The following is a 22599-nucleotide window of genomic DNA, read 5'->3' on the forward strand; positions in this document are numbered from 1 at the left end:
GAGCTTATTTTTGTGCTATATGAATTGTTTGTCTGATATATTGATATGCTTCAACGAGCTGCTGTTCTTCTTGTTCGTCCAATGTGATAGGATATCTTTGTACAATACCATGCTGATCAATTAATGTCGGCAAACTATACGCCCCGTCATCTAGCCCATATTCCTGACTGATTGATGTTAGTGGCATAATTGTGCGTTGATTCAAAGCAATCGCTTGTATCAATGTAGTAGTCACCCTGGAAATCGCTGCATTGGTCCACCCTTTTTGATAAAAAACATCCATTGATACTTCATTGATAATTGATGTAATATGTGCTTTATCAATTACTGGTGATTGACTTAAAGCTTCATACTCTGATAGTTCCATACCATGAATGGGCACTTTGCTCCATACAGGCACTGCATACTGACCATGTTCACCAATAACAAAAGCTTCAACATTTTTAGGATCAATTTGGTAATGCTGAGCGATAATGGTTTTGAACCTAGAGCTTTCCAATGCTGTACCCGTTCCAATGATTTTATGAGTTGGATAATTGACTTGATTAGCAAAATATACCATCGAATCCACTGGGTTAGAAATTAAAATAATAATAGCTTCTTGTGTTACTTCAGCAATTTGTTTCATAACATATTTTATAATATCATGATTATCTTGTGCCAATAGTGTACGATCACCATCGTTTTTATCCGTTTGTATACTTGCGGCAATTACTATAAAATCTGCATCAGCTAAATCTTGATATGCGCCAGCTTTAATTCGCACATGACTTGTATTAAACAATCCTTGCGAATGATTATGATCAAGCGCCTCACCGCTTGCAATTTCTTCTTTGCTATCAATTAATACAATTTCTGAAAATAAATTCAAATATTGAACGTCTGTCAATACTTGGCTGCCCACTCTACCAAGTCCGACAATTCCTAACTTAGACATGTGTAACCATACCTCCTCTGTTTGTTAAAACCTATATCATAAATTAATGTTTTTATTTTTCATACGGTATAACATCTTCATTATATTCTTTTTTTATGAACTTTTTCATATCTTCAGATTGTAAAACTTTTAATAGAGTTTGATACTTTTCATCATCTTTATGGCCTTTTTGAACTGCAATAATGTTAGCAAATGGTGATGATTTACCTTCTATTGCAATAGCATCTTTGTGTGGCGTCAAACCATTATCTATCGCATAATTAGAATTCATGATGACAGCTGCGCCTTCTTTACTTTTATATGTTTTAGGTAAAAATTCTGCACCCTGCTTATTGTTAAATTTGAGATTCTTTTTATTTTCCACGATATCTTCAAATTTGGCATCTTCAATTTTGATACCTTTTTTAATTTTTATTAATCCTTTATCTACGAAAAATGATAAGAAACGCCCTTCTTCAGCTGGATTATTGGAAACGTAGATTGTAGAGCCTTTAGGAATGTCTTTGATGTCTTTATATTTTTTACTGTATACGCCCATTGGTGTCGTAAATACTTTTCCTACTTCCTCAATATTATAATTATGGTCATCTCTTTCAGCCTTTAAATAAGGTACATGTTGAAAGAAGTTTGCATCAACATCACCTTTGTCTAAAAGTTTATTAGGTACTTTGTAGTCATTAACAACTTTAATTTCTAAATCATACCCCTTTTTCTCCATTTCATCTTTCGCATGTTTTAGAACTTCGCCATGAGGTGCTGGTGATGTAGCAATCGTGATTTTTTTATTTTCTTTATCTTTGGACGAACCACAAGCTACGAGTATTGCAGCAAAACATACTAAAATTGTTAAACTAATCAACTTTTTCATAACATCTCTCCTTAACCTTGTCTGAAAATAAAATTCACTCATTATGTAAAAAAATACTTTCTCTTATTGTAATAAAGAGAAAGTATCCACCTTCTCTTATCTTTGAAAGTAATCAAGATTACTTTCTGTGAATTAGCACCATTTCGTTTAACGATGGTTGCCGGGTTTCATCGGGCACATCCCTCCACCTCTCTAAATAAGAGTCAATTCTATGTATTTGAGTCGTATTAATCCTAGCATTCCACTCATGTATAGTCAATCAATTTTAAAAAATTCTAATTAATTATTGATTAATCTAATGTTAATAAAATTGTTCCATGTGAAACGAATATATTTACACTATGAACCGGCAATGCACTCACATCTTAATTATTTAATTTGTAAGTTTACATAATGGTTTTACTTCTATTTTCAAATAAACATGATGCTGTCCGTATATGAATCCACCAATATTGTGTGGGTTTTCTAAAATATAAAACATTCGTTTATAATCATTGTTGGCATTTGAAAATATAGATTTCTATTACGTTTTGTATAACAGTTAAGTGGAATATTAATACTGTACTATCTATTAGGAGGTAATACAATGACTTTTGAATTTAAACATGATTTAGGAACGACTGATTTACCAGAAGATATTCATTCAGCAGTAGCTTTAGAATTTTCTTTTGTTGATGCATTCGTTGCTTTAAATATAGATGTTAAAGGCATTGCTGATGATAATGATAGCGCAAATTTAATATCACCAATTAAAGAAGCAGTTGGTAAATATAGATCTGTTGGCACTCGTATTGATCCAGATTTTGAATCAATTCGTTCTGCCTCTCCGCAACTTATCATTGGAGATGTTAATCGTCATCAAGATATATATAATGAATTAAGTGAGATTGCACCTACTATTTTATTTAGAAGTTTTGATGCTGGCTATCAAGAAACGTTAGAAATATTCCAACGTATTGGTACAGCAGTTAATAAATCTAAAGAGGCTAAAGAACGCTTAGACAAACACAATGAATTAATCAATGATTTCAACAAGCAAATTGATATAGATAAAAACAAAGAAACATTGGCGGCTGTAGTTTCTGAACAAGGTATAACTGCACATTCTAACAAAACGTATGTAGGTGAACTTCTAAGTAAATTAGGTTTCAATAATGCACTTACTGAAAACATTGCGGATAAACTACCTGCATACAGAGAATCAAATTATTTAGAAATGTCATATGAACAGCTTGCTGAGGTTAATCCAGAAAGATTAATTATAATGATTGATGAAAATAATGATGAAGATTTAAACAAATTACAAAACAGTAATCAATGGGACCAACTTGATGCTGTAAAAAATAATAATGTTCATTTCGTAAATAGAGATGAATGGTCAAAACTGCGTGGCTTATTTGCCTCTGAAGATATTGCAAAAACTTTAGCCAATCTTAAAGAATAATGTATCTTTATAATTGTATTATCAGTTTACTCGTTTTTTAATATTAGTTATTAATGATGAAAGGTTCATTTGGTATGATTGTTATAGATTTTAATAAGTAGTACCATTGAAACACTGAACCCGAAACTTACTAGAGTAAGCTTCGGGTTCTTTTAGATGTGCTGTGTTGACAATCGTAAATAATGCACAATGTAAAGCTATCCTCAATAACGGCATATTGTCCATCATTGGTAATATAGGCGGTTTCGCTTTATCATTCAGATGTATAAATAGTAAATAACATTAATATTTTGATTTCAAAGACATTTTTATCTCCACTAATATACACCATAATACTATGCTTTATTGAATATTATGTAATTAATTAAAAATCTAAGAAAGCCTTAACGATAATACTTTTAAGGCTTTTTTACATAAAAAACATACATTAATAATATCTCGCAGCAATGTTTATGCCACTTTCTAATAAATTTCTAAATCTAGTTTATAGGATTCATTCCAACTTTCCATGTTTTATAAGTTAATTTACCACCTTGCCTTTTAAACTTTTCATTACTTACACCACGTTCATAGGGTGCGGCAGCTTTTATATTAATATGAGGTGTGACGTTTAATAAGTTTGCATACCAGTCATCCCAAACATTGCCACTTACAGGATCATCATCTGCTACATTATATATACCCGAATCAAAGTTTAAAGCCTGAATTGCTGTTTCAATTGCATCATCTATATGAATAAATGATTGAACACAATCTGTGATTGAAATTTCATTATTCATAAATTGATTATAAATCATGCCGTCTTTACCATACCAAGTACCTGGACCATATAATAAACCATAACGCAAAATGACATAATTTTTTATTCGAGCTGTTTCTTTTTCTAATCCATCAACGCCATCTACTGTAATTTTACGATCTCCACTAGATTCGTAATCTAAAGGCGTATCCTCAGTTGCCAACCCATTACCGCCTTCATATGCGAAAGCAATGCTTTGTGATTGGATATGTTCCACGCCGTGCTGAATTGCTGCATCAACAAGATTTTTTGTACCTTCAATTCTAACTTTTGTGTTAGCTGACATATCAACTTGCTTTAAATCAGTAATTTCATTCATGATAATGTCTGGTTTGAAATCACCAATACTGCGTTCTATCGTTTCGTATTCTAAAATATTACCGATATATGCTTGAATACCTGCATTAACTAGTTTCTCCTCACCCTTTTTAGATGTTGTTAATCCAGCTACTTCATAGCCTTCTTCAAGTAAACGCTTTGTCAGTTTCATGCCAATAAGACCTGTAGCACCAGTTACAAATACTTTCGTCATAATCATCCTCCTTCATGATTCACATTTTATAATCATTTTTATTATTCTTGTCTAAATTTTATACTACTTTCAAAGATGATAATACACGCGACCTTCAAAAGCTTATGTAACATCTTAAAGGTCATGTTCATTATAAATATCAAAATAATAATATGAGCATGGTTCTACATTTCAAATAATTGCTATATAGTAATCACCACTTTCACTCCATGCTTCATTTATTAAATATACCCACAGAGTATTTAACAATAAACAATGAATTACGTTATATATCACTTGCTTTTGCAACTACTCGGCCAATCCATTACATAATCATCAAAAATTTAATGTTCTTATATTTTGACTTAGATTATTAAGTCTCATTTCTCAAATACGAAGGATGTTCTTTGATATTTAAAATTTATTGTATATTATGCAATGAGCATGCCTTTAAATTTTCTGTTCATTTCCAATGCGTAACTTTGAACTTTTAGTGGTATATATATATAACAATATGAATCATTACATAGATTAAGGAGTGTTTAAGATGCGTATTTTAGTCTTAGGAGCAGGTGGAATTGGAGGCTATTTTGGTGGTCGTTTAGTAGAAAACCATAAAAATGTCACTTTTTTAGTAAGACCGAAAAGGAAATCTTATTTGGAAAGGAACGGTTTAGTCATCCATAGTGAGAACGGTGATTATAGTTTTACCCCTCAATTGATTACTAAAGAAGACAAAGCAGAACCATTTGATGTAATTTTGCTATCTTCAAAATCCTATCACCTTGAGCTAGCAATCGATGACTTAAAACCATTTGTTGGTGACCACACAGTGATTATCCCACTGTTGAACGGTGTTGCACATATTCCAAAATTACAAGCTGTTTTTGGTGAAAATAAAGTCATGGGTGGATATTGCATCATTGAAACCTCATTGAATGCCACTGGTGAAGTCGTACAAACTAGTGATTTCGATAAGCTTTTCTTTGGAGAATTAAATGGTACGAATAGTGATAGAGCTAAATTAATAGAAGATACTTTCGCTAATACAAAATCTGAATTTATATTAACTTCAGATATCATGCGTGGTATGTGGCAAAAATATCTAATGATTACAGTATTATCAAGTGTAACTACGATGATGCATGCACCAATCGGACCAATACGTGATAGTGAAGGTGGCACTGATTTTATCAAATCATTATATGAAGAAGTTTCATCCATTATGAGAAGTCACCAAGTGCCCATTGACGATACAATAGTTGATCAGTATATGAAAGGACTTACTAAGCTCTCATATCATTTCAAAACATCAATGCAACGTGATATGGAAAAAGGCTTAAATATTGAAGCCGATCACTTACAAGGCAATTTACTGAATTTAGCCGAAGAATATCAACTAAACGCACCATTGCTTTATGCTTCATATCAAAATCACAAAGTTTATAAAGAAATGCTTCAATAAAATCTTCTTAAAACTTAGCTAAAAATTATAAGGAGGCATATCAATGAGCTTAAATACGTACGCACACCCTTTTGATATCGCAACAAGCCTAAAACAACAAGAAATTGGCGTTTATCATGGACATACTTCTGACGATTATGCCAATATGGTTGGCCCTTTTGGTGGTGTGATTGCATCAACATTATTATGAGCAATTATAGAACATCCTGACTGTCTTGGTAGCCCAGTTTCATTTACTGTTAATTACGCAGCACCTGTCAAAGACGGCTCATTTATTATTAAAGCAAATCCTACAAGAACCAATCGTTCTACACAACATTGGTATGTTGAACTGTGCCAACATCATGAAATAGTTATCACAGCGACTGCAGTTACTGCAAAGAAAAGAGATACATGGTCTTCAATCGAATTAAGCATGCCAAAAGTGCCAGATGCAGAACGTGTAGACAGTTTATCATTAACTGAAGTCCCACCCTGGGTAAATCATTATGATATTAAAATAGTAAAAGGTGCACCTAGAGCTTACACAAAATCAAATCATGCAGATTCAGTTACATTACAATGGATGAAAGACAAGCCAAATAGACCACTAGATTATTTATCACTTGCTTCAATGTGTGACGCCTTTTTCCCAAGAATATACGTCCGTCGTGAAAAAGTTGTTCCAATAGGTACAGTTTCTCTTACTGTTTACTTTCATTCTGACACGGAAGCATTAGAAAAACACAATAATCATCATGTATTAGGACATACACGGGCACAAAATTTTAATAACGGTTTTTATGACCAAACCGGCGAAATTTGGAGTGCTGATGGATCGTTATTAGCTACGACAACACAACTTGTTTACTATAAAGAATAAAACAACACAAAATCCTAGGTTTATGATTTTACATAGCCTAGGATTTTTATGATTACTGTTCTTTCATCTCTTTTTGGTTCGAACGTTTTTGTAATAAAATTGACACTACAGCGACAACAACAATTAAGCCAACAATACCAATGATGCCCAAATATTTTGCTACATTACCAAGCACGACACCCACTACTAAGAAATCTGTATCTGAGAACGTAGTAGCAGCACCACCTAAATCCCCTAAAAATGGCAAGAATAATAATGGTAGGAACGTGATTAATAAGCCATTTAAAGCTGAGCCAGCTACCGCACCTCTAATACCTCCGCGTGCATTACCAAAGACACCTGCCGTAGCGCCCAAGAAGAAGTGTGCCACCACACCTGGAAGTATCACAACACCACCGAATAAGAATAAAATGAACATCCCAATCACACCTACAATAAAGCTGACAAAGAAGCCGATTAACACTGCATTTTGTGCATAAGGGAAGACTATCGGACAGTCTAACGCAGGTTTCGTATTGGGAACCAATTTTTCAGATATACCTTTAAATGCAGGCACTATTTCTGCAAGAATTAAGCGAACCCCAGTTAAAATAATAAATACACCTGCTGCAAATGTAACGCCCTGAATAAGTGAAAATACAATAAAGTTTTGCCCATCGCTGATTTCTGAATGTACGAAAGTAGGTGTAGCAAACAATGATGCTACAAAATAAAGCAATGTCATTGTTAAAGAAATACTGATCGTACTTTCTCTTAAAAAACTTAACCCTTTAGGAAAGTTGATCTCTTCAGTCGATTTTGATTTACTTTTAAATAATTTCCCAATTTCTCCAGCAGCCCAATAACTCAATGTACCAAAATGACCCAAAGCAACTTGATCGTTTCCAGTGATCTTTTTCATTGTAGGCTGTGCTAAAGCTGGTAATATTGCCATAATCAAACCTAAAATAATCGCCCCAATAATCACTGTTAACGTACCTGTCACATGACCAACTGACAACAATATCGCTAAAAATGCGGCCATATAAAATGTATGGTGGCCAGTTAAGAAAATATATTTCAAATTAGTAATACGTGCAATAATGATATTCACTAGCATGCCAAACACCATGATTAACGCTGCAGTCGTACCATATTGTTCCAATGCAATTGATATGATCGCTTCATTATTAGGCACAACACCCTGCACACCAAATGCATGTTGGAAAATTTTACCAAATGGTTCTAATGATTGCGTTACTACATTAGCACCCGCACTTAAGACTAAAAATCCTAAAATTGTTTTTATCGTACCTGAAGTAATATCAGTTGCTGACTTTTTCTGAACAATTAATCCAATCAATGCGATTAGGGCAACTAGTATCGCAGGTTGACTCAAAATATCGACGATAAAATCAAGAATTGGCTTCATCGTCCCACCTCCTTATTAATGATTAAAGTACGTTTAAATCTTTTAATTTTTCATCTAGTTTTTGCTGTAATTCTTCTTTATCTAATATATTATCTAACACAATGACATCACCTAAATTTTTTGTGTTTTCTTCTAAATCTCTTCCACAAATAAATAAATCTGCCATATCAGGGCTCGCGCTCATAACATCACTATGTTCAACCTTTATGTCTGATGGTGCATTTAAATTTTTAAGTGCTTCTTGCGCATTCATTTCAACCATAAAACTACTTCCTAATCCGTGACCACATACTACTAAAATTTTCATTGTCCTCATTCTCCTTTAAATATATTTATAATTTCACTTGATGTTTGTGCATTTAATAAATGTTCTACTGTCTGTTGATTGCCTAAAGTTATAGCTAAATTTCTCAATACTTCTAAGTGTCCTTCATTATCTATAGCACTTAATACAAAAACCAATGAAGCATAGTGCCCTTCTTCTGAAAAGTTAATGTGCTGATTTAGTTTTAACAAACTTAGACCTATCTTTTTTACATTATTATTCGGTCGAGCATGTGCAATCGCTATTTCTGGAGCAATAACGATATAAGGGCCTAATTTTTCTACACTATGAATCATGTCATCAATGTAATCTTGCTGAAAATAGCCTTGTTCTTTCAAAGGATTTGCAGCTATACTAATTGCTTCACGCCAACTTTTAACCTGTTCAAGTACTTGCACTTTATCTGATGATAAAATTTCCAAAGTCATTTTCCCCTCCTTAATGTTGACTCACTTCATTTATGCAGTGCATAATTGCTTCAATATTTCCTGAAAGTAATATATTTCTAGTTTTATCATTCATAATCAGTTCACTAAGTTGTCTCAATGCATTTAAATGAATTTGCGGCTGAGCGGTTGCTAACGTCACAATAATATATACAGGATCATATTGTTCATGCCCAAAGCGAACACCTTTTTGATAGTGTGTCAAACTAAAACCTACTGTCCCTTTAACATGTGTTGGCTTAGCATGAATTAAAGCAATGTGCGGACTGATAACCATATATGGTCCAAATGCATTTAATTGTTCAATGATTTCATCGGCATAAATACAATCAACAATTTGAGTATCAATCAAAGTTTCAATACTTTGCCTAATTGCATCATTTCTACAAAGCGAAGGTTGTTGTGTTAAAATTCTATTTTTTGGTAAGACTTCTTTTAGAGTAGGCCCTAGTCCTTTGATATCATACACATATTGTTCTCTTGATTTATTAATGATTGTGTTAATTTGTTGACGGTCATTTTTATCTAAAAATGGAGAAACATTGAGTATAGGTATCGACGCATGTTCAAACGGTACCGTTGATATGATATAGTCAACGCCTTCATGCTTTAATAACGTCTCATCAATTTCGTAGATTGAATAAGCATCTACAATTTCAAGTTCAGGATAAATATGTCGAATTCTACTTCTCAATAATTGTGAAGTACCGATGCCTGAGCCACACAGTAAAACTACTTTTAGAGCATTTGTAGTAATTGCTGAAATACGTTCAATTGCTGAAGCAAAATGTAACGTAATGTATGCAAGTTCATCTTTGTCAAAGCAAATACGATAATTCTCTTCCACGCCCCAAATATGATTGCGTAATCTTTCTACGATGTGATGGTACTGTTGAAATATTTCATCTGTCAGAGGATTATTATGCGTCATATCGAACTTCAACCGGTGAATTGCTGGTCTTAAATGAACAATTAAGCCATTTAATAATTTAGTATCGTTAATTAAATCTATGCCTAAGTCACCACTCATGCGTTCTATCAATTGTTCGGTTAGAATTTCTAAATCATCTATTATTTCGTTTTTTTGATTCATCTCTGAAGTTTTAGCCCCTAGCAAATGTAACGTAATAAAGCCTGCTTCGCTTTTAGGGAATTGTATATCGAGTTTTTCTTCCAAAGATGCCTTTATAAGTAATGCCACGCGAAATTGGTCTGTTTCTGCTAATTTGTTATATTCCATATCTGGTATTTCAAAAACAAACTTTTCTTTCGTTCGGTGTATTGCAATTAAAATATGATAAATCAGACCATCAATTGCACTTTGGACTAACTGATAATCCGCTTCAAATAATACTGACACTACAGTTAATCGAATCGTTTCCAATGCTTTATTCGAAAATAGCTTATGCCCTATTTGATGTGTATGGTTTTGAAAATATTCATGGACACGTGTCGCATATGCTTTTCGATAATCTGTTTCTTCACCTTGTATGATAAATCCCTTGTTTTTAATATATTTTAAATTCAAATTATAAGAAGATAACCAAGTCTGTACATTTTTCAGATCTTCAACGATCGTTCTACGTGTCACAGAAACCATATCGGCCAACGTGTTAGAAGATGTTGGTGTATTAGATTCAAATAGCTTTAATATGATATATCGAATTCTTTCTTCTTTAGAATAATGTATTGAAGTCGCTATATATTGAGGAACAATATCATCCAAAGGTTTTTTAGATTCAATCTTTATACCTGCATTTTTATTTCTAAAAATCGTTAAATCCAATTGTTTTGCCATACTTTCTATATATTCTAAATCGTACTGTATCGTCCTTTCTGAAACATTGAATTGGTTAGCTAAGTGATGAATAGTTATAAAGGATTCACGTTCAAGTAAGAATGTTAAGATATGATGCTGTCTCTTGCTTAACACATGAGCAACCTCCTTATATTTATATTGTAACCGCTTACTTTCATTTTTAGATGTGTAATCTCTTTCGTCTCATAATCCGAAAAGTTGCACATCTATCATAAACGATCACTTTTTAAAATTATAATTTATTTAATTATAATTTTATATAAATACTTCAATAAAATATTAAAAAGAGAATCCAACGTTAATGTGTTGCATCCTCTTCTCCGTACCTATAATTTTTAATGTATTTAATCAAACTAAAATAAGCCAATGAATATTTGTAACCATGGATTTATGCATGGCGCTTTTATTAGCGATTTATGGAACGTGCAATCATCGATATCGTGTGTCTCTCTCCACGCAACGCCTTACTCAATTCAAATATATTTTCCACAGGAGCTAAACCACAATAACTCCCATCACCAATGTGTTGAATATCCACGCCACATATTTTATTTCGAATGGCAAAATCTCTAATAGTGCTCGGATCAGCGCTCTCTTGACTCGTACCAATTGCTGACATGACAAGTCCCCCTTCACGATGTACTTCTTTGACAATGTCTTTAAGTTGCGCTTCATCGAAACCTGGCACTGTACCCACAGCAGGTACTAGTATAATATCAGCACCCGCTTCAATAAATTGCTTTACATATGCCCTGGTAATCACAGGCTCATCTACACCTGAACTATGCATTTTCCCAGCGATAATCAAACCTGAAAAATGATTTCTTGTATTTTGGATTGCTTCAACTATTTTCTTATTAGATACACCAGTTGCAGGATTTCCAGTCATACATATAAAATCCACCCCTAATGCTTCAAGTATTTGAACAGTTTCTGGACTTGCCTGACGTCCTTCTGCAATTTCTAAGTGTTGCTCATATATATTTGTTCCGTCATCAACAGGTTCTAAGTTCACGCCAATGGGTCTACCAACAAATTGTTTTAATGTTTCGATAACCTGTTCATGTTCTTCTATATTTTTAATTTTTGGATGAAACGCATCAAAGCCATTTAATAAAATCAAATCAGCACCAAACGCACGCGCTATTTCAGCATTGGTAATATCAGGCACGACAGGTGTTTCTGTAACTATATTTTCAGATAAAACTACACGCCCAGCACTCGCCTTAATGCTCTGTTTTAATTCTTCACCTGACATTGCTAGTAGTTCTGAAGCATTGTTACTCAGTATTCGCTTAACCATTTGTATTCCACTCCTTAATATATACTTTAGCTGTCATCTATTTATTATAACTACATGATATAGTAATGATGTTCTTTCTTCCGTAACGACGTCACTGAATCCCCCTATATTTCATTATACACAGCCTCTACTTATTATTATTATTTTTTAAATAAAATCTACTACTATATGCATTTTCATTTTTTTGAATTTAAATTTAGTTAATTTTCAAAATAGTAGTGTAACACAAATATAAATGTGATAATATTATATTTTAATATACATATTACAAGGGGGAAGCTTTATGCAGTGTCCAAAATGTGGAAATCCTATTGAAGCATCAGATTTATTTTGTGGAGAGTGTGGTACAAAATTATCTCATCAAACAAATACAACAAACGAAACTAAAAACAAACCGAACTATGCATCCGAACAAAATTCAATGGAGTCTAATGCAACACAAATATCAACACATGATTCAACACAGTCTAATCATAAAAATGAGCAGTTTTCAAAGCATACTTCAGATATTTTCAATGAAGCTAAAACGTTCTTTTCAACTGCTTTCAGACATCCTGATAAAGAACTTGTGAGTTCTCATTTTTTTCTTACAAAACACTTTTCAGTTTAATCATAGCAGGATTACTTTTATCCATTATATTACTAACGATATTGATACCTGCAGAAGTTGCATATTTCATGACAAGTAAAGCAAGCGTTGTGTTTAACATTTCACTTTTCTTATTAATAGCAATTACAGTACTATTTGGTATCACTTTTGCACTAATAAAAATATTAAATATTAATTCGACGTTACATAAAGTATTTTCAGATTTCGTTTTAGTCAACACCCTTTCTGTTATTACACTTTTGTTTGGTTTATTATTTTTAGCAATTCATGTTCCAAGTTTTGCAGTATTCCTTATCATTATTGCTATATTATTTACACTCATTGCACCAATATATTTAATTACGAAATACAGCCACAATCAACTTATACGTATGCCTGTCATTTATTCTATATTTATCTATATCATCATTTTAGGAATCATTTTACGTATTATAGTGGAAAGTACTGTTTCTAATACATTAAGTGATTTAAGTTCATTTTTTAATACAGGTTATTAAGGAGGATATTTCAAATGAAGTATTGTAGTAATTGTGGTGCTGAAATCAAGCCTGGTCAACGCGTTTGTACTCAATGTGGTACGCCTGTTCAACAACGAACAACGCATCAACCACCTAATCGTAAATCAAAATTACCTATATTTATCATTATTGCAGTGATATTAGTCATTATTATTGCTTTGTTTGTTACTTATAAAATAATTGACGCGCAACTATCACCTACAAAACAGGCAGAAACCATTTCTAAAGATTTAAAAAGCAAAGATACAGATCGCCTAGCCAACCATTTAAAAGCAAATGGTGAAGCTATTTCTAAAGATGAAGCTAAAGCTATTTATAAATATATTGACGAAACTGATAGCATAGATCGTGTTGCTGATGAACTTCAAAGTAGTGCAAAAAATATTAAAGAAAATAAATCAAATGAACATGCTGTCACTGTTGGTGACACTGCTTTAATTAATATTACCGAAGATGGAAAAAAATGGGGCATATTCAAAAATTACATTTTTAATGTTAGTAAGGAGCCTGTTTCGATTACCTCAGAAGAAGACACAACTCTATCTTACAAACTTAATGACAAAACAACCCAAGTTAAATTAAAACAAGGTAAGACGAAGACACTCGATGATTTTCCAGTTGGCATATATGATTTAAAAGCAACACAAAAGGTTGATAATAAAAAATTCGACGGCGTTATTCATATCGATATGTCTGAAAGTAACAGTGCAGATTTACAATTCAAACAAAAACGTTTTACAGTTAGTATTGATTCAACTTATGCAGATTCTGATTCTCTGAAACTTTATATTAATGGGGATGAACAATCAGATTTTGACGAATATGAATCTGTCACTTACGGTCCTTATGCACCAGATGAAAAAATCGAAGTCTATGCTACAACTGAAGTTGAAGGCAAACAATTCAAATCAAGTGTAGAAAATGTTTCTAGTCCTAAAGATGATGAAGATGAAATAGACGTATCTTTATCATTTGACGATGATGCAATAAGCGATTATGAAGACAAAATGATCGAAAAAGAAGCAGATTCTGATGACGACGATAGTAGTAACGCCAGTTCTGACGAAAAAGTAACGCGTGATAATGTTATTGATAAAGTCGAATCTTATGAAGGTAGCACTTTGGATACAGATAATTATACTTATAAAGAACCAGAAAAAACTGGAGACGGTTGGGGATTTTCTTTCACAGATAAAGACGGAGACCTAGCAGGTTCTTATAAAATTGATGAGGATGGTTACGTAACTGAATATGACGAAGACGGTGAAGAAGTAGATTCAGGATACTAATAAACTACAAGTAGTAAATACAACATGCTACTTGTAAAAGTCAATAACATTGCATTAATACTTAAACACACTATACAAGGGAGTGAGATAGAAATCTGATATTTTAAAAAAGATTTCTGTCCCGCCCCTTTTATTTTTATCTTTGTTAAAGCAAACTAACATTACACCAAATACATTAGCTCAGTCTAAATGATGATGTTTTATTAATGAGAAGTTAGTAATATATACTTAAGATTATTAAAACAAGCAATGTTTATACTACCAGAGTTGGGTAATTTAAAAGTAAGCACTTAATATCTAAATACAATTGAAGGTGAAAAAATGACTAACAACAACTCTTTCAATGATTATCCTAAAATTTTAAAAATTGAAGATGATGGAAAAATTATTGCGCTAGACAAATATGGAAACGTTAATACTGATTTAAATATTCACACTGTGAATGACCAACAACAACAAGATATCTACGGAAAGATCTTATACAATCCTTATCGTCGTACTGTGAAAAACAGTGAATCTTATAATGACCATAAGTACAATGATTACAAGTCGGAAACAAGCTACAATCAGCGAGATCGTGAACGAGAGTTGCAGTTATTAGAAGAAAATAAAAAATCAAAGCGCAAGCAATTTTGGCTTGGTTTAGGTCTGGTGGCTTTATTAGTCATCATTGTCATTTTTGCAGTTAGTACTTTTATGAATAATAACAATGATAATCAACAAACTGGTAATGAAACAAGTGAACAATCCACTGCCAATCAAAATCAATCGAATGATACGCAAGGTGATAATGTCAATTTCGAACGTCAGAACAATCAAGTCAAAGATGATATTCAATCGTTAAAGTCAGATATTTCAAATTCTAATGAAGCAACAGATTCTAAATTACAAGCATTACAAGATAAAATTAATAGCCTAAAACAAGAAGCTGATTCTAATAAAACAAATAAGTTAGCTGATAAATACCAAACTACAGTAGATGATTTAAAACAGGCAAAAAACGAAAAAGATAATGGTAATACTGATAAAATGCAAGAAGAATTAGATAAAGTAAATAGCAAACTAGATGATATAAAATCTAAATTTTCTTCGTTGTTTAGTAAAGATGAACAAACAAATAATGAGGATGTTGAAAGTTAACGCAAAAAATTAATATATGCTTTTACAAATACGAGATATAGATTGTATTCGCTAAATAATAACTGTCGACTAAGGACTCACCTTGTCGACAGTTTTTTATTTATGTTCACCTGCTGTCTGACATGTCTATCTATTACCTTAATCTCTCGCTTCCCTAGCTTTTTACTAGTTATAAAACTATTAAATATATATCTTTTTATAAACACTCCCATTTCTATTCAATTTCATTAACGTTCAAAAATACACTTTCCACAATTCAAACATGAAATTATTGAAGTCAATTATTAATTGAAAAAAATTTTCATTCAAACTAATTAAATAAATTACACGAATTATAAAAAGCCATAAAACTCCTGATTTCCAGCAATATGTAGCATATTCAAATTGATATTTCGCAGTTATATAGATATTACAATTTTACGAACTCTTTTATGTAAGCGTATACATTTCAGAATATTCGTGCTATTATCTTATCAACTTAAACAAATGTTTAATTTGTAAACTTAAGTTTAATTTTGCATAAAGGAGGTTCCCATATGAATAAAAATGAACAAGCAGTTTTAAATCGTATTCAAGAAAATCCATTCATTTCACAACAAGAATTAGCACAATCCATTGGATTATCTAGGCCAGCAGTTGCAAATATTATATCCGGACTTATTCGTAAAGAATATGTTTTAGGAAAAGCATATGTTTTAAATGAAGATTATCCAATTGTATGCATTGGCGCTGCGAACTTAGACAGAAAATTTTATGTTCATAGCGACTTACAATTAGAAACGTCTAATCCTGTTACCTCAACGAGATCTATAGGTGGTGTTGCGCGCAACATTGCTGAGAATCTAGGCCGTATGGGAGAAACGGTCGCATTTTTATCTGTGAGTGGCAATGATAGTGAGTGGGATATGATTCACAAATTATCAACCCCATTCATGAATTTAGACCACGTTCAACAAATTGAAAATGCAAACACTGGTTCCTATACTGCATTAATCAATAGCGACGGTAATATGGAATATGGCTTAGCAGATATGGAGGTCTATGATTATATCACTCCAGAATTTTTAATTAAGCGTACACACTTATTAATAAAAGCAAAATGTATCATCGCAGACCTCAACATTTCAAAAAGTGCAATGGATTTTTTATGTGCCTATTCAGAAAAACACAGTATTAAATTAATAGTGATTCCAGTTTCATCCCCAAAAATGAAAAATATGCCTGATTCATTACATGCTATAGATTGGCTTATTATTAATAGAGATGAAACCGAAACTTATTTAAATATGACTATACAAAACACTGATGATTTGCGTATAGCTGCACAAAAATGGAATCAGTTAGGCGTTTCAAATGTTGTTATTACAAATGGTGTAAAAAAACTTATTTTTAGGAATCATGACGAAGAAGTAATTAAACCTGTCATACCTTCTAAGCATGTCGTTGACGTAACAGGTGCTGGTGATGCTTTCTCTAGTGCAGTCATTTTCAGTTGGTTAAATGATCTAGACACCGAAAGCATACTGACAGCAGGCATGATTAATTCTCGTAAAACAATTGAAACAGAATATACAGTGAGACAAAACTTAGATAAAAAACAATTATTTAGAGATTTGGAGGACTATAAAAATGAAACAATATATTGAATTTTCCACAGAAGTAGCACAAGCTAAAGCAGACAAAAAGCCCATCGTAGCATTAGAATCAACAATTATTTCACATGGTATGCCATACCCACAAAATGTAGAAATGGCTACGACTGTTGAAAATATCATACGTGAATATGGCGCTATTCCAGCAACAATTGCATTAATTGATGGAAAGATCAAAATTGGATTGGAAAATGACGAACTTGAATTACTTGCTAAAAGTGATAATGTCGCAAAAGTTTCACGTCGTGATTTTGCAGAAGTACTCGCTACTAAACAAATTGGTGCAACTACTGTTGCATCAACAATGATGAGTGCAGAATTAGCAGAAATTCAATTCTTTGTAACTGGTGGTATTGGTGGCGTACATAGGGGCGTTGAAAACACTATGGATATCTCAGCAGACTTAGAAGAATTAGGTAAAACAAATGTAACAGTAATATGTGCAGGTGCTAAATCTATTCTAGATTTACCAAAAACAATGGAATATCTTGAAACAAAAGGCGTACCAGTAATTGGTTACCAAACAGATGAATTACCAGCATTCTTCACACGACAAAGTGGTATTAAATTAAACAGTTCTTCTGAAAATCCAGACGACATCGCACATATTTGTAAAATTAAAAATGATTTAAATATTGAAGGCGGTGTTGTCATCGCTAATCCAGTTCCTAAAGAAGATGAACTACCAAAATCATATATTGACGGCATTATTGAAGAAGCAGTTAAAGAAGCAGAAACGCAAGGTATTAGCGGTAAAGATTCTACGCCATTTTTACTCAGTAAAATTGTCGAAAAGTCTGAAGGCAAGAGTTTAAATACAAATATCAAACTAGTTGAAAACAATGCGGTACTTGGAGCTAAAATTGCAGTTGCTTTCAATAAATTGTAGGTGATACTTATGTCAATCATATTTGCCATTACTGGTATACTTTTTGCGTTATTCGTCGCTTTTTTATTTAGCTATAATAGAAAGGCAATTGATTTCAAAAAACCAGTCATTATGTTAATCGTTCAAATCGTCATTGTATTATTCATGATGAATACGACTATTGGTTTAACGATATTAACAACACTAGGTTCATTTTTTGAAGAATTAATCAATATTAGTAAAGCTGGTATCGAGTTTGTCTTCGGTGGTTTACAAAACAAAGGTGCTTCAACTTTCTTTATTACAGTGTTACTACCTTTAGTATTTATTTCAGTACTAATCGGTGTATTAAACTATTTTAAAATTCTTCCGTTTATCATTAAATATGTTGGTATCATTATCAATAAAATTACACGTATGGGCCGTCTCGAAAGTTACTTTGCAATCTCAACGTCAATGTTAGGTCAGCCAGAAGTTTATTTAACTATTAAAGAAATGATTCCTAAATTATCTAAAGAGAAATTATATACGATTACCACTTCTGGTATGAGTGCTGTCAGTATGGCTATGTTAGGTTCATATATGCAAATGATTGAACCTAAATATGTTGTTACTGCCGTTATGCTCAATATTTTCAGTGCATTAATTATTGCAAGTGTCATCAATCCATATCAATCAGATGATAGTGATGTGGAGTTTTCCAACTCATCCACAGCTAAAAGCAATTCAAATAGTGATGACACAAAGTCGAAAAAGGTTCCATTTTTCCAAATGATTGGTGATAGTGCTACAGATGGTTTTAAAATTGCCGTAAGTGTCGCTATTATGTTACTTGCATTTATCTCCTTGATGGAAGCAGTCACAGTGTTATTTAGTTTTGTTGGTTTAGATTTTAAACAATTAATCGGCTTTATTTTTGCACCGATTGCTTTTATTATAGGTGTTCCTTGGAACGAAGCAGTTCAAGCGGGATCATTGATGGCAACTAAATTAATTACTAATGAATTTGTTGCTATGTTAGACTTCCAAAAATTAGCTGGAGATTTAACACAACGTACACAAGGTATCATTTCTGTCTATCTTGTTAGTTTTGCTAATTTTGGTACTGTAGGCATTATCGTTGGCGCTATCAAAGGATTTAGTGATGCACAAGGTAATAAGGTGGCTTCGTTTGCCCTACGCTTGTTGCTAGGTTCTACACTTGCTTCAATTATTTCAGCATCAATAGTTGGTTTAGTATTATAATATTAAAAAAAAGTGTTAAAGAAATTAAATTTATTTAAAATGATTTCGTCGTCCATTCCTGTAATCAAATAATAAAAGGCTGAGACAATTCAATTTGTCTCAGCCTCTTTCAATATTTATTAGTTAAAGAAACCTAAGATGAAATCAGCGCCTTTAGCTAATGCATCCGCAATGCTAGTTCCCATTGTTACCCAGTCAGCACTTAAACCTGCTTTTACAGCTTCACTGATTGCGTTTACGAAATCAGACATTTAACACACCTCATTCCTCGATATATTATTTATTAAAGGTTGATTACCTTTAACTAAATTATAATAAAAATTATTAATGGTGTTGTAAATATTTCTTGATTTATCGTTTTTTATACCTAAGTGTGATTACAATACTTAATTTTTACAATTAATGTTTCCTAGTTGTCATTCAGTGATAAAGTTTTATATTATTTTTATAATAATGAAAGAATTAAATCAAAATTAAAAGGCTTATCTCCTAAAATTTTAGGAAACAAACCTTCGAAATATTATACTAAACCAAAGTACAACTTTTGGGGTTCAGTACAATTCAATTCATCTGAGTGCTTCCTTTTTATTCAATACTTCGTATTGTTGGTTCGCTTTCTTAAGGGACGACTTCATCCTATAGTCTTCAGCTTGTCCTGTTCCCTCAAGCGTCTTGCCAAAGCACAACGTTTTCTAATCTCTTTATGACAAATGCCTTTCTAATCGCTGAACTTTATCTTGATCTAATACTTCGAATATTTCATTATCTACAATTACATCAACATGAGGATGTTGATGTAATATAGATGCAGGTAACGTTTCGGAAATTTCTCCCTCTATTAATTGTGAAACGGCTTCTGCTTTATTTCTACCCATCGCTAACAAAATGATACGTTTCGCACACATAATGGATGCCAGCCCCATAAAAATTGCTTGCTTAGGAACATCGTCTATTGAATCAAAATAACGACTATTCGCTTTCATCGTTGAAGAAGATAAGTCTACAACCCTTGTAACACTTTCAAACGAAGATCCAGGCTCATTAAAACCTATATGCCCATTTTCACCTATACCCAAAATTTGTATATCTACAGGACCTTTATCTTTTAAATATTTTTCATACATTAAGCATTCTTGTTCTAAATTATTGGTATCTCCTTGTGGTATAAATATATTTTCTTTATGCCACGTTTGATGGTGTTTAAATAACTGCTGATACATATATGTGTGATAACTTTGCTCACTGTCTGCGTTTAAACCTACATACTCATCCAAATTAAATGTCACTATTTGATCTAGTTGCAAATGATTATGATTAATCAATGTTTTTAAATATTTGTAAACATCAGTCATAGTATTACCTGTAGCAAGACCTAATACTGAATCCAGTTTCATTTTTATTTGTTTTAACAGTTCAGTCGCAACATATTGACTTGCAAGCTGTCTATTCTCTAAATTTAAAATATACATATACTCACCAATCACTTTCTAATTTCTGTATATTACCTTTGTTTAATGATAAATTGAAAATTTTTTTATTACGCTTGTTCACTGTCTAGTAACTCTTCTACTTCATTTTTTATCGTTGTGACATGTGGTCCATAAACAATTTGTACACCATTACCTTTTTGGATGATACCTCTAGCTTCGGTAGAATTCAGCAGTTGCTTATTGATTGGAGCGTCTGACTTTAATGTCACTCTTAGCCTTGTAGCACAACAATCGACAATTTCTATATTTTCTTTGCCACCTAAACCCTCGATAATTGTTTTAGCACGTTCTGTCGCTTCAACAGTTTCTGTAGTTGTTTCCGCTTCTCTACCAGGTGTTTTAAAGTTGAATTTGTTAATTAAAAATCTGAAAATAATATAATATAAAATAAACCAAACGATGCCAATCGGTATTACCCATAAGAAGTTCGTCTTAGCATTACCTTGCAAAACGCCGAATAATAAAAAGTCTATAAAGCCACCACTGAATGTTTGACCTATCGTAATATTAAATACGTCTGCCATCATAAACGCTAAACCATCTAAAAATGCATGTATCACATATAAAATTGGTGCAACAAATAAAAAACTAAACTCTAACGGTTCTGTAATACCTGTTAAAAATGAAGTTAATGCTGCAGATAACATTAGCCCACCCACGACTTTTTTATGTTGCGGTTTCGCAGTATGATAAATTGCTAAAGCTGCACCACATAGTCCAAACATCATTGTAATAAAACGACCTGACATATAACGCGAAACACCTGAATAGTATTTCGTTACGTCTGGATCACCAAGTTGAGCAAAGAAAATATTTTGAGTGCCTTGAACAAGATGACCTTTAACTTCTAACGAGCCACCTAATGCAGTTTGCCAAAACGGTAAATAGAAAATGTGATGTAAACCAAATGGCCCCAATAGCCTTAATATAAATCCAAAGAAAAAAGTACCAATGACACCAGTTTTATCTACGATACCTCCTACACCAAATATCCACCCCTGTACTGTTGGCCAAATAAAGAACATGATAACCCCGAGTATGATTGCAGAGATTGCTGTAATAATTGGAACAAAACGAGATCCTCCAAAAAATCCTAAATATGATGGAAGAGAAATCTTGTGATATTTATTATGTAAAAGCGCCATCATAACTCCTGTGATAATCCCACCAAACACGCCCGTTTCTACTGTTTGAATTCCTAGAACCATACTTTGTCCTTCTTCTGCTAAATTGCCTTTTGCTAACGTATCTGTAATGATTAGCAATCCATTCATCGAAGCATTCATAATAAGGAATCCTAACATTGCTGCTAATCCTGCAGTACCTTTATCACTTCTAGCTAATCCAATTGCAACACCTATGGCAAAAATTACTGGTAAATTTTGAAATACAATATTACCAGCTGATGACATAAGAACAAATATATTTTGCAATAAGTTAATATCCAACACGGGATATGCTTTGATTGTATTCGGATTACTTAATGCGCCACCGATTCCCAACAACAATCCAGCTGCCGGTAATATAGCGATAGGTAACATAAATGATTTACCAAATTGTTGTGCCTTTTCAAACAATTTACTCATAGTCATTAACC

The 22599-nt window shown here is 32.6% G+C and carries 22 protein-coding genes, 1 pseudogene and 1 riboswitch; of the genes and pseudogenes, 12 read left to right on the forward strand and 11 right to left on the reverse strand.

The window, feature by feature from the left end; all coding sequences use genetic code 11:
* Positions 1 to 4: 4 nt before the first annotated feature.
* Positions 5 to 937, reverse strand: coding sequence for a lactate/malate family dehydrogenase (locus tag MUA21_RS11425; protein ID WP_262561307.1), 933 nt, complete (start codon positions 935 to 937; stop codon positions 5 to 7).
* 52 nt (positions 938 to 989) lie between these two features.
* Positions 990 to 1805 carry a MetQ/NlpA family ABC transporter substrate-binding protein gene (locus MUA21_RS11430; protein ID WP_145381118.1) on the reverse strand — a complete coding sequence of 272 codons (816 nt, stop codon included), beginning with the start codon at positions 1803 to 1805 and terminating at the stop codon, positions 990 to 992.
* A gap of 93 nt (positions 1806 to 1898) precedes the next feature.
* Positions 1899 to 2008, reverse strand: a riboswitch (SAM riboswitch).
* A gap of 383 nt (positions 2009 to 2391) precedes the next feature.
* Between MUA21_RS11430 and MUA21_RS11435 the strand changes: the two genes are divergently transcribed.
* The gene (locus MUA21_RS11435; RefSeq protein ID WP_145381117.1) at positions 2392 to 3249 is read left to right on the forward strand and encodes an ABC transporter substrate-binding protein; all 858 of its coding nucleotides are present in this window, start codon (positions 2392 to 2394) and stop codon (positions 3247 to 3249) included.
* A gap of 479 nt (positions 3250 to 3728) precedes the next feature.
* Here the strand turns inward: MUA21_RS11435 and MUA21_RS11440 are convergent, their stop codons facing one another.
* On the reverse strand, positions 3729 to 4580 hold the full coding sequence (locus MUA21_RS11440) for an NAD-dependent epimerase/dehydratase family protein (RefSeq protein WP_262561309.1): 852 nt from the start codon (positions 4578 to 4580) through the stop codon (positions 3729 to 3731).
* Between the two features lie 526 nt (positions 4581 to 5106).
* Here MUA21_RS11440 and panE point away from each other — a divergent pair.
* The 4 genes and pseudogenes from panE to MUA21_RS11455 all read left to right on the forward strand — a co-directional run bounded on the left by panE (position 5107) and on the right by MUA21_RS11455 (position 6886).
* Positions 5107 to 6024, forward strand: a complete 918-nt coding sequence (gene panE / locus MUA21_RS11445; protein WP_262561310.1) for a 2-dehydropantoate 2-reductase — start codon at positions 5107 to 5109, stop codon at positions 6022 to 6024.
* A gap of 43 nt (positions 6025 to 6067) precedes the next feature.
* Positions 6068 to 6214, forward strand: coding sequence for a hypothetical protein (locus tag MUA21_RS11450; RefSeq protein WP_262561311.1), 147 nt, complete (start codon positions 6068 to 6070; stop codon positions 6212 to 6214).
* Positions 6215 to 6220: 6 nt separating this feature from the next.
* Positions 6221 to 6340 (forward strand): annotated as a pseudogene (locus MUA21_RS13265) (thioesterase family protein); the annotation flags it as partial.
* A 99-nt stretch (positions 6341 to 6439) separates the two neighbouring features.
* Complete coding sequence (locus tag MUA21_RS11455; protein WP_336606219.1) at positions 6440 to 6886, forward strand: acyl-CoA thioesterase; 447 nt, start codon at positions 6440 to 6442, stop codon at positions 6884 to 6886.
* 52 nt (positions 6887 to 6938) lie between these two features.
* On the opposite strand, the gene ulaA is transcribed toward MUA21_RS11455, so the two are convergent.
* The 5 genes from ulaA to MUA21_RS11480 all read right to left on the reverse strand — a co-directional run bounded on the left by ulaA (position 6939) and on the right by MUA21_RS11480 (position 12190).
* A complete protein-coding gene (gene ulaA / locus MUA21_RS11460) occupies positions 6939 to 8297 on the reverse strand; it encodes a PTS ascorbate transporter subunit IIC (protein WP_107525311.1) in 1359 nt (452 codons plus the stop codon).
* Positions 8298 to 8319: 22 nt separating this feature from the next.
* On the reverse strand, positions 8320 to 8604 hold the full coding sequence (locus MUA21_RS11465) for a PTS sugar transporter subunit IIB (protein ID WP_046206662.1): 285 nt from the start codon (positions 8602 to 8604) through the stop codon (positions 8320 to 8322).
* A gap of 5 nt (positions 8605 to 8609) precedes the next feature.
* A complete protein-coding gene (locus tag MUA21_RS11470) occupies positions 8610 to 9050 on the reverse strand; it encodes a PTS sugar transporter subunit IIA (protein ID WP_046206661.1) in 441 nt (146 codons plus the stop codon).
* 10 nt (positions 9051 to 9060) lie between these two features.
* Positions 9061 to 11001: a BglG family transcription antiterminator gene (locus MUA21_RS11475; protein ID WP_107525312.1), complete on the reverse strand. Its 1941-nt coding sequence runs from the start codon at positions 10999 to 11001 to the stop codon at positions 9061 to 9063.
* A 292-nt stretch (positions 11002 to 11293) separates the two neighbouring features.
* Positions 11294 to 12190, reverse strand: coding sequence for a DUF7916 family protein (locus MUA21_RS11480; protein ID WP_107525313.1), 897 nt, complete (start codon positions 12188 to 12190; stop codon positions 11294 to 11296).
* A gap of 283 nt (positions 12191 to 12473) precedes the next feature.
* On the opposite strand from MUA21_RS11480, the gene MUA21_RS11485 reads away from it, so the two are divergent.
* From MUA21_RS11485 to MUA21_RS11515, 7 genes are all read left to right on the forward strand, one after another.
* Positions 12474 to 12800 (forward strand): zinc ribbon domain-containing protein, encoded by a 327-nt coding sequence (locus MUA21_RS11485; protein WP_262561312.1) that lies wholly within the window; start codon positions 12474 to 12476, stop codon positions 12798 to 12800.
* A 68-nt stretch (positions 12801 to 12868) separates the two neighbouring features.
* Complete coding sequence (locus MUA21_RS11490) at positions 12869 to 13297, forward strand: hypothetical protein (protein WP_262561313.1); 429 nt, start codon at positions 12869 to 12871, stop codon at positions 13295 to 13297.
* A gap of 14 nt (positions 13298 to 13311) precedes the next feature.
* A complete protein-coding gene (locus MUA21_RS11495) occupies positions 13312 to 14607 on the forward strand; it encodes a TcaA second domain-containing protein (protein ID WP_070658027.1) in 1296 nt (431 codons plus the stop codon).
* 321 nt (positions 14608 to 14928) lie between these two features.
* Positions 14929 to 15747, forward strand: a complete 819-nt coding sequence (locus tag MUA21_RS11500; RefSeq protein WP_064209189.1) for a hypothetical protein — start codon at positions 14929 to 14931, stop codon at positions 15745 to 15747.
* A gap of 536 nt (positions 15748 to 16283) precedes the next feature.
* Positions 16284 to 17393 carry a carbohydrate kinase gene (locus MUA21_RS11505; protein WP_107525314.1) on the forward strand — a complete coding sequence of 370 codons (1110 nt, stop codon included), beginning with the start codon at positions 16284 to 16286 and terminating at the stop codon, positions 17391 to 17393.
* Positions 17377 to 18288 (forward strand): pseudouridine-5'-phosphate glycosidase, encoded by a 912-nt coding sequence (locus tag MUA21_RS11510; protein WP_107525315.1) that lies wholly within the window; start codon positions 17377 to 17379, stop codon positions 18286 to 18288. The genes MUA21_RS11505 and MUA21_RS11510 overlap by 17 nt, the downstream gene beginning before the upstream one ends.
* 9 nt (positions 18289 to 18297) lie before the next feature.
* Complete coding sequence (locus tag MUA21_RS11515; RefSeq protein ID WP_107525316.1) at positions 18298 to 19512, forward strand: NupC/NupG family nucleoside CNT transporter; 1215 nt, start codon at positions 18298 to 18300, stop codon at positions 19510 to 19512.
* 119 nt (positions 19513 to 19631) lie between these two features.
* On the opposite strand, the gene MUA21_RS11520 is transcribed toward MUA21_RS11515, so the two are convergent.
* From MUA21_RS11520 to MUA21_RS11530, 3 genes are all read right to left on the reverse strand, one after another.
* Positions 19632 to 19763 (reverse strand): beta-class phenol-soluble modulin, encoded by a 132-nt coding sequence (locus tag MUA21_RS11520; RefSeq protein WP_019469020.1) that lies wholly within the window; start codon positions 19761 to 19763, stop codon positions 19632 to 19634.
* Between the two features lie 450 nt (positions 19764 to 20213).
* Positions 20214 to 20981, reverse strand: coding sequence for a glucosamine-6-phosphate deaminase (gene nagB, locus MUA21_RS11525; RefSeq protein ID WP_262561315.1), 768 nt, complete (start codon positions 20979 to 20981; stop codon positions 20214 to 20216).
* Positions 20982 to 21049: 68 nt separating this feature from the next.
* Positions 21050 to 22588 (reverse strand): PTS transporter subunit EIIC, encoded by a 1539-nt coding sequence (locus tag MUA21_RS11530; protein WP_262561316.1) that lies wholly within the window; start codon positions 22586 to 22588, stop codon positions 21050 to 21052.
* Positions 22589 to 22599: the final 11 nt, after the last annotated feature.

The organism is Staphylococcus ureilyticus (assembly GCF_025558845.1).
Lineage (GTDB): Bacteria > Bacillota > Bacilli > Staphylococcales > Staphylococcaceae > Staphylococcus > Staphylococcus ureilyticus.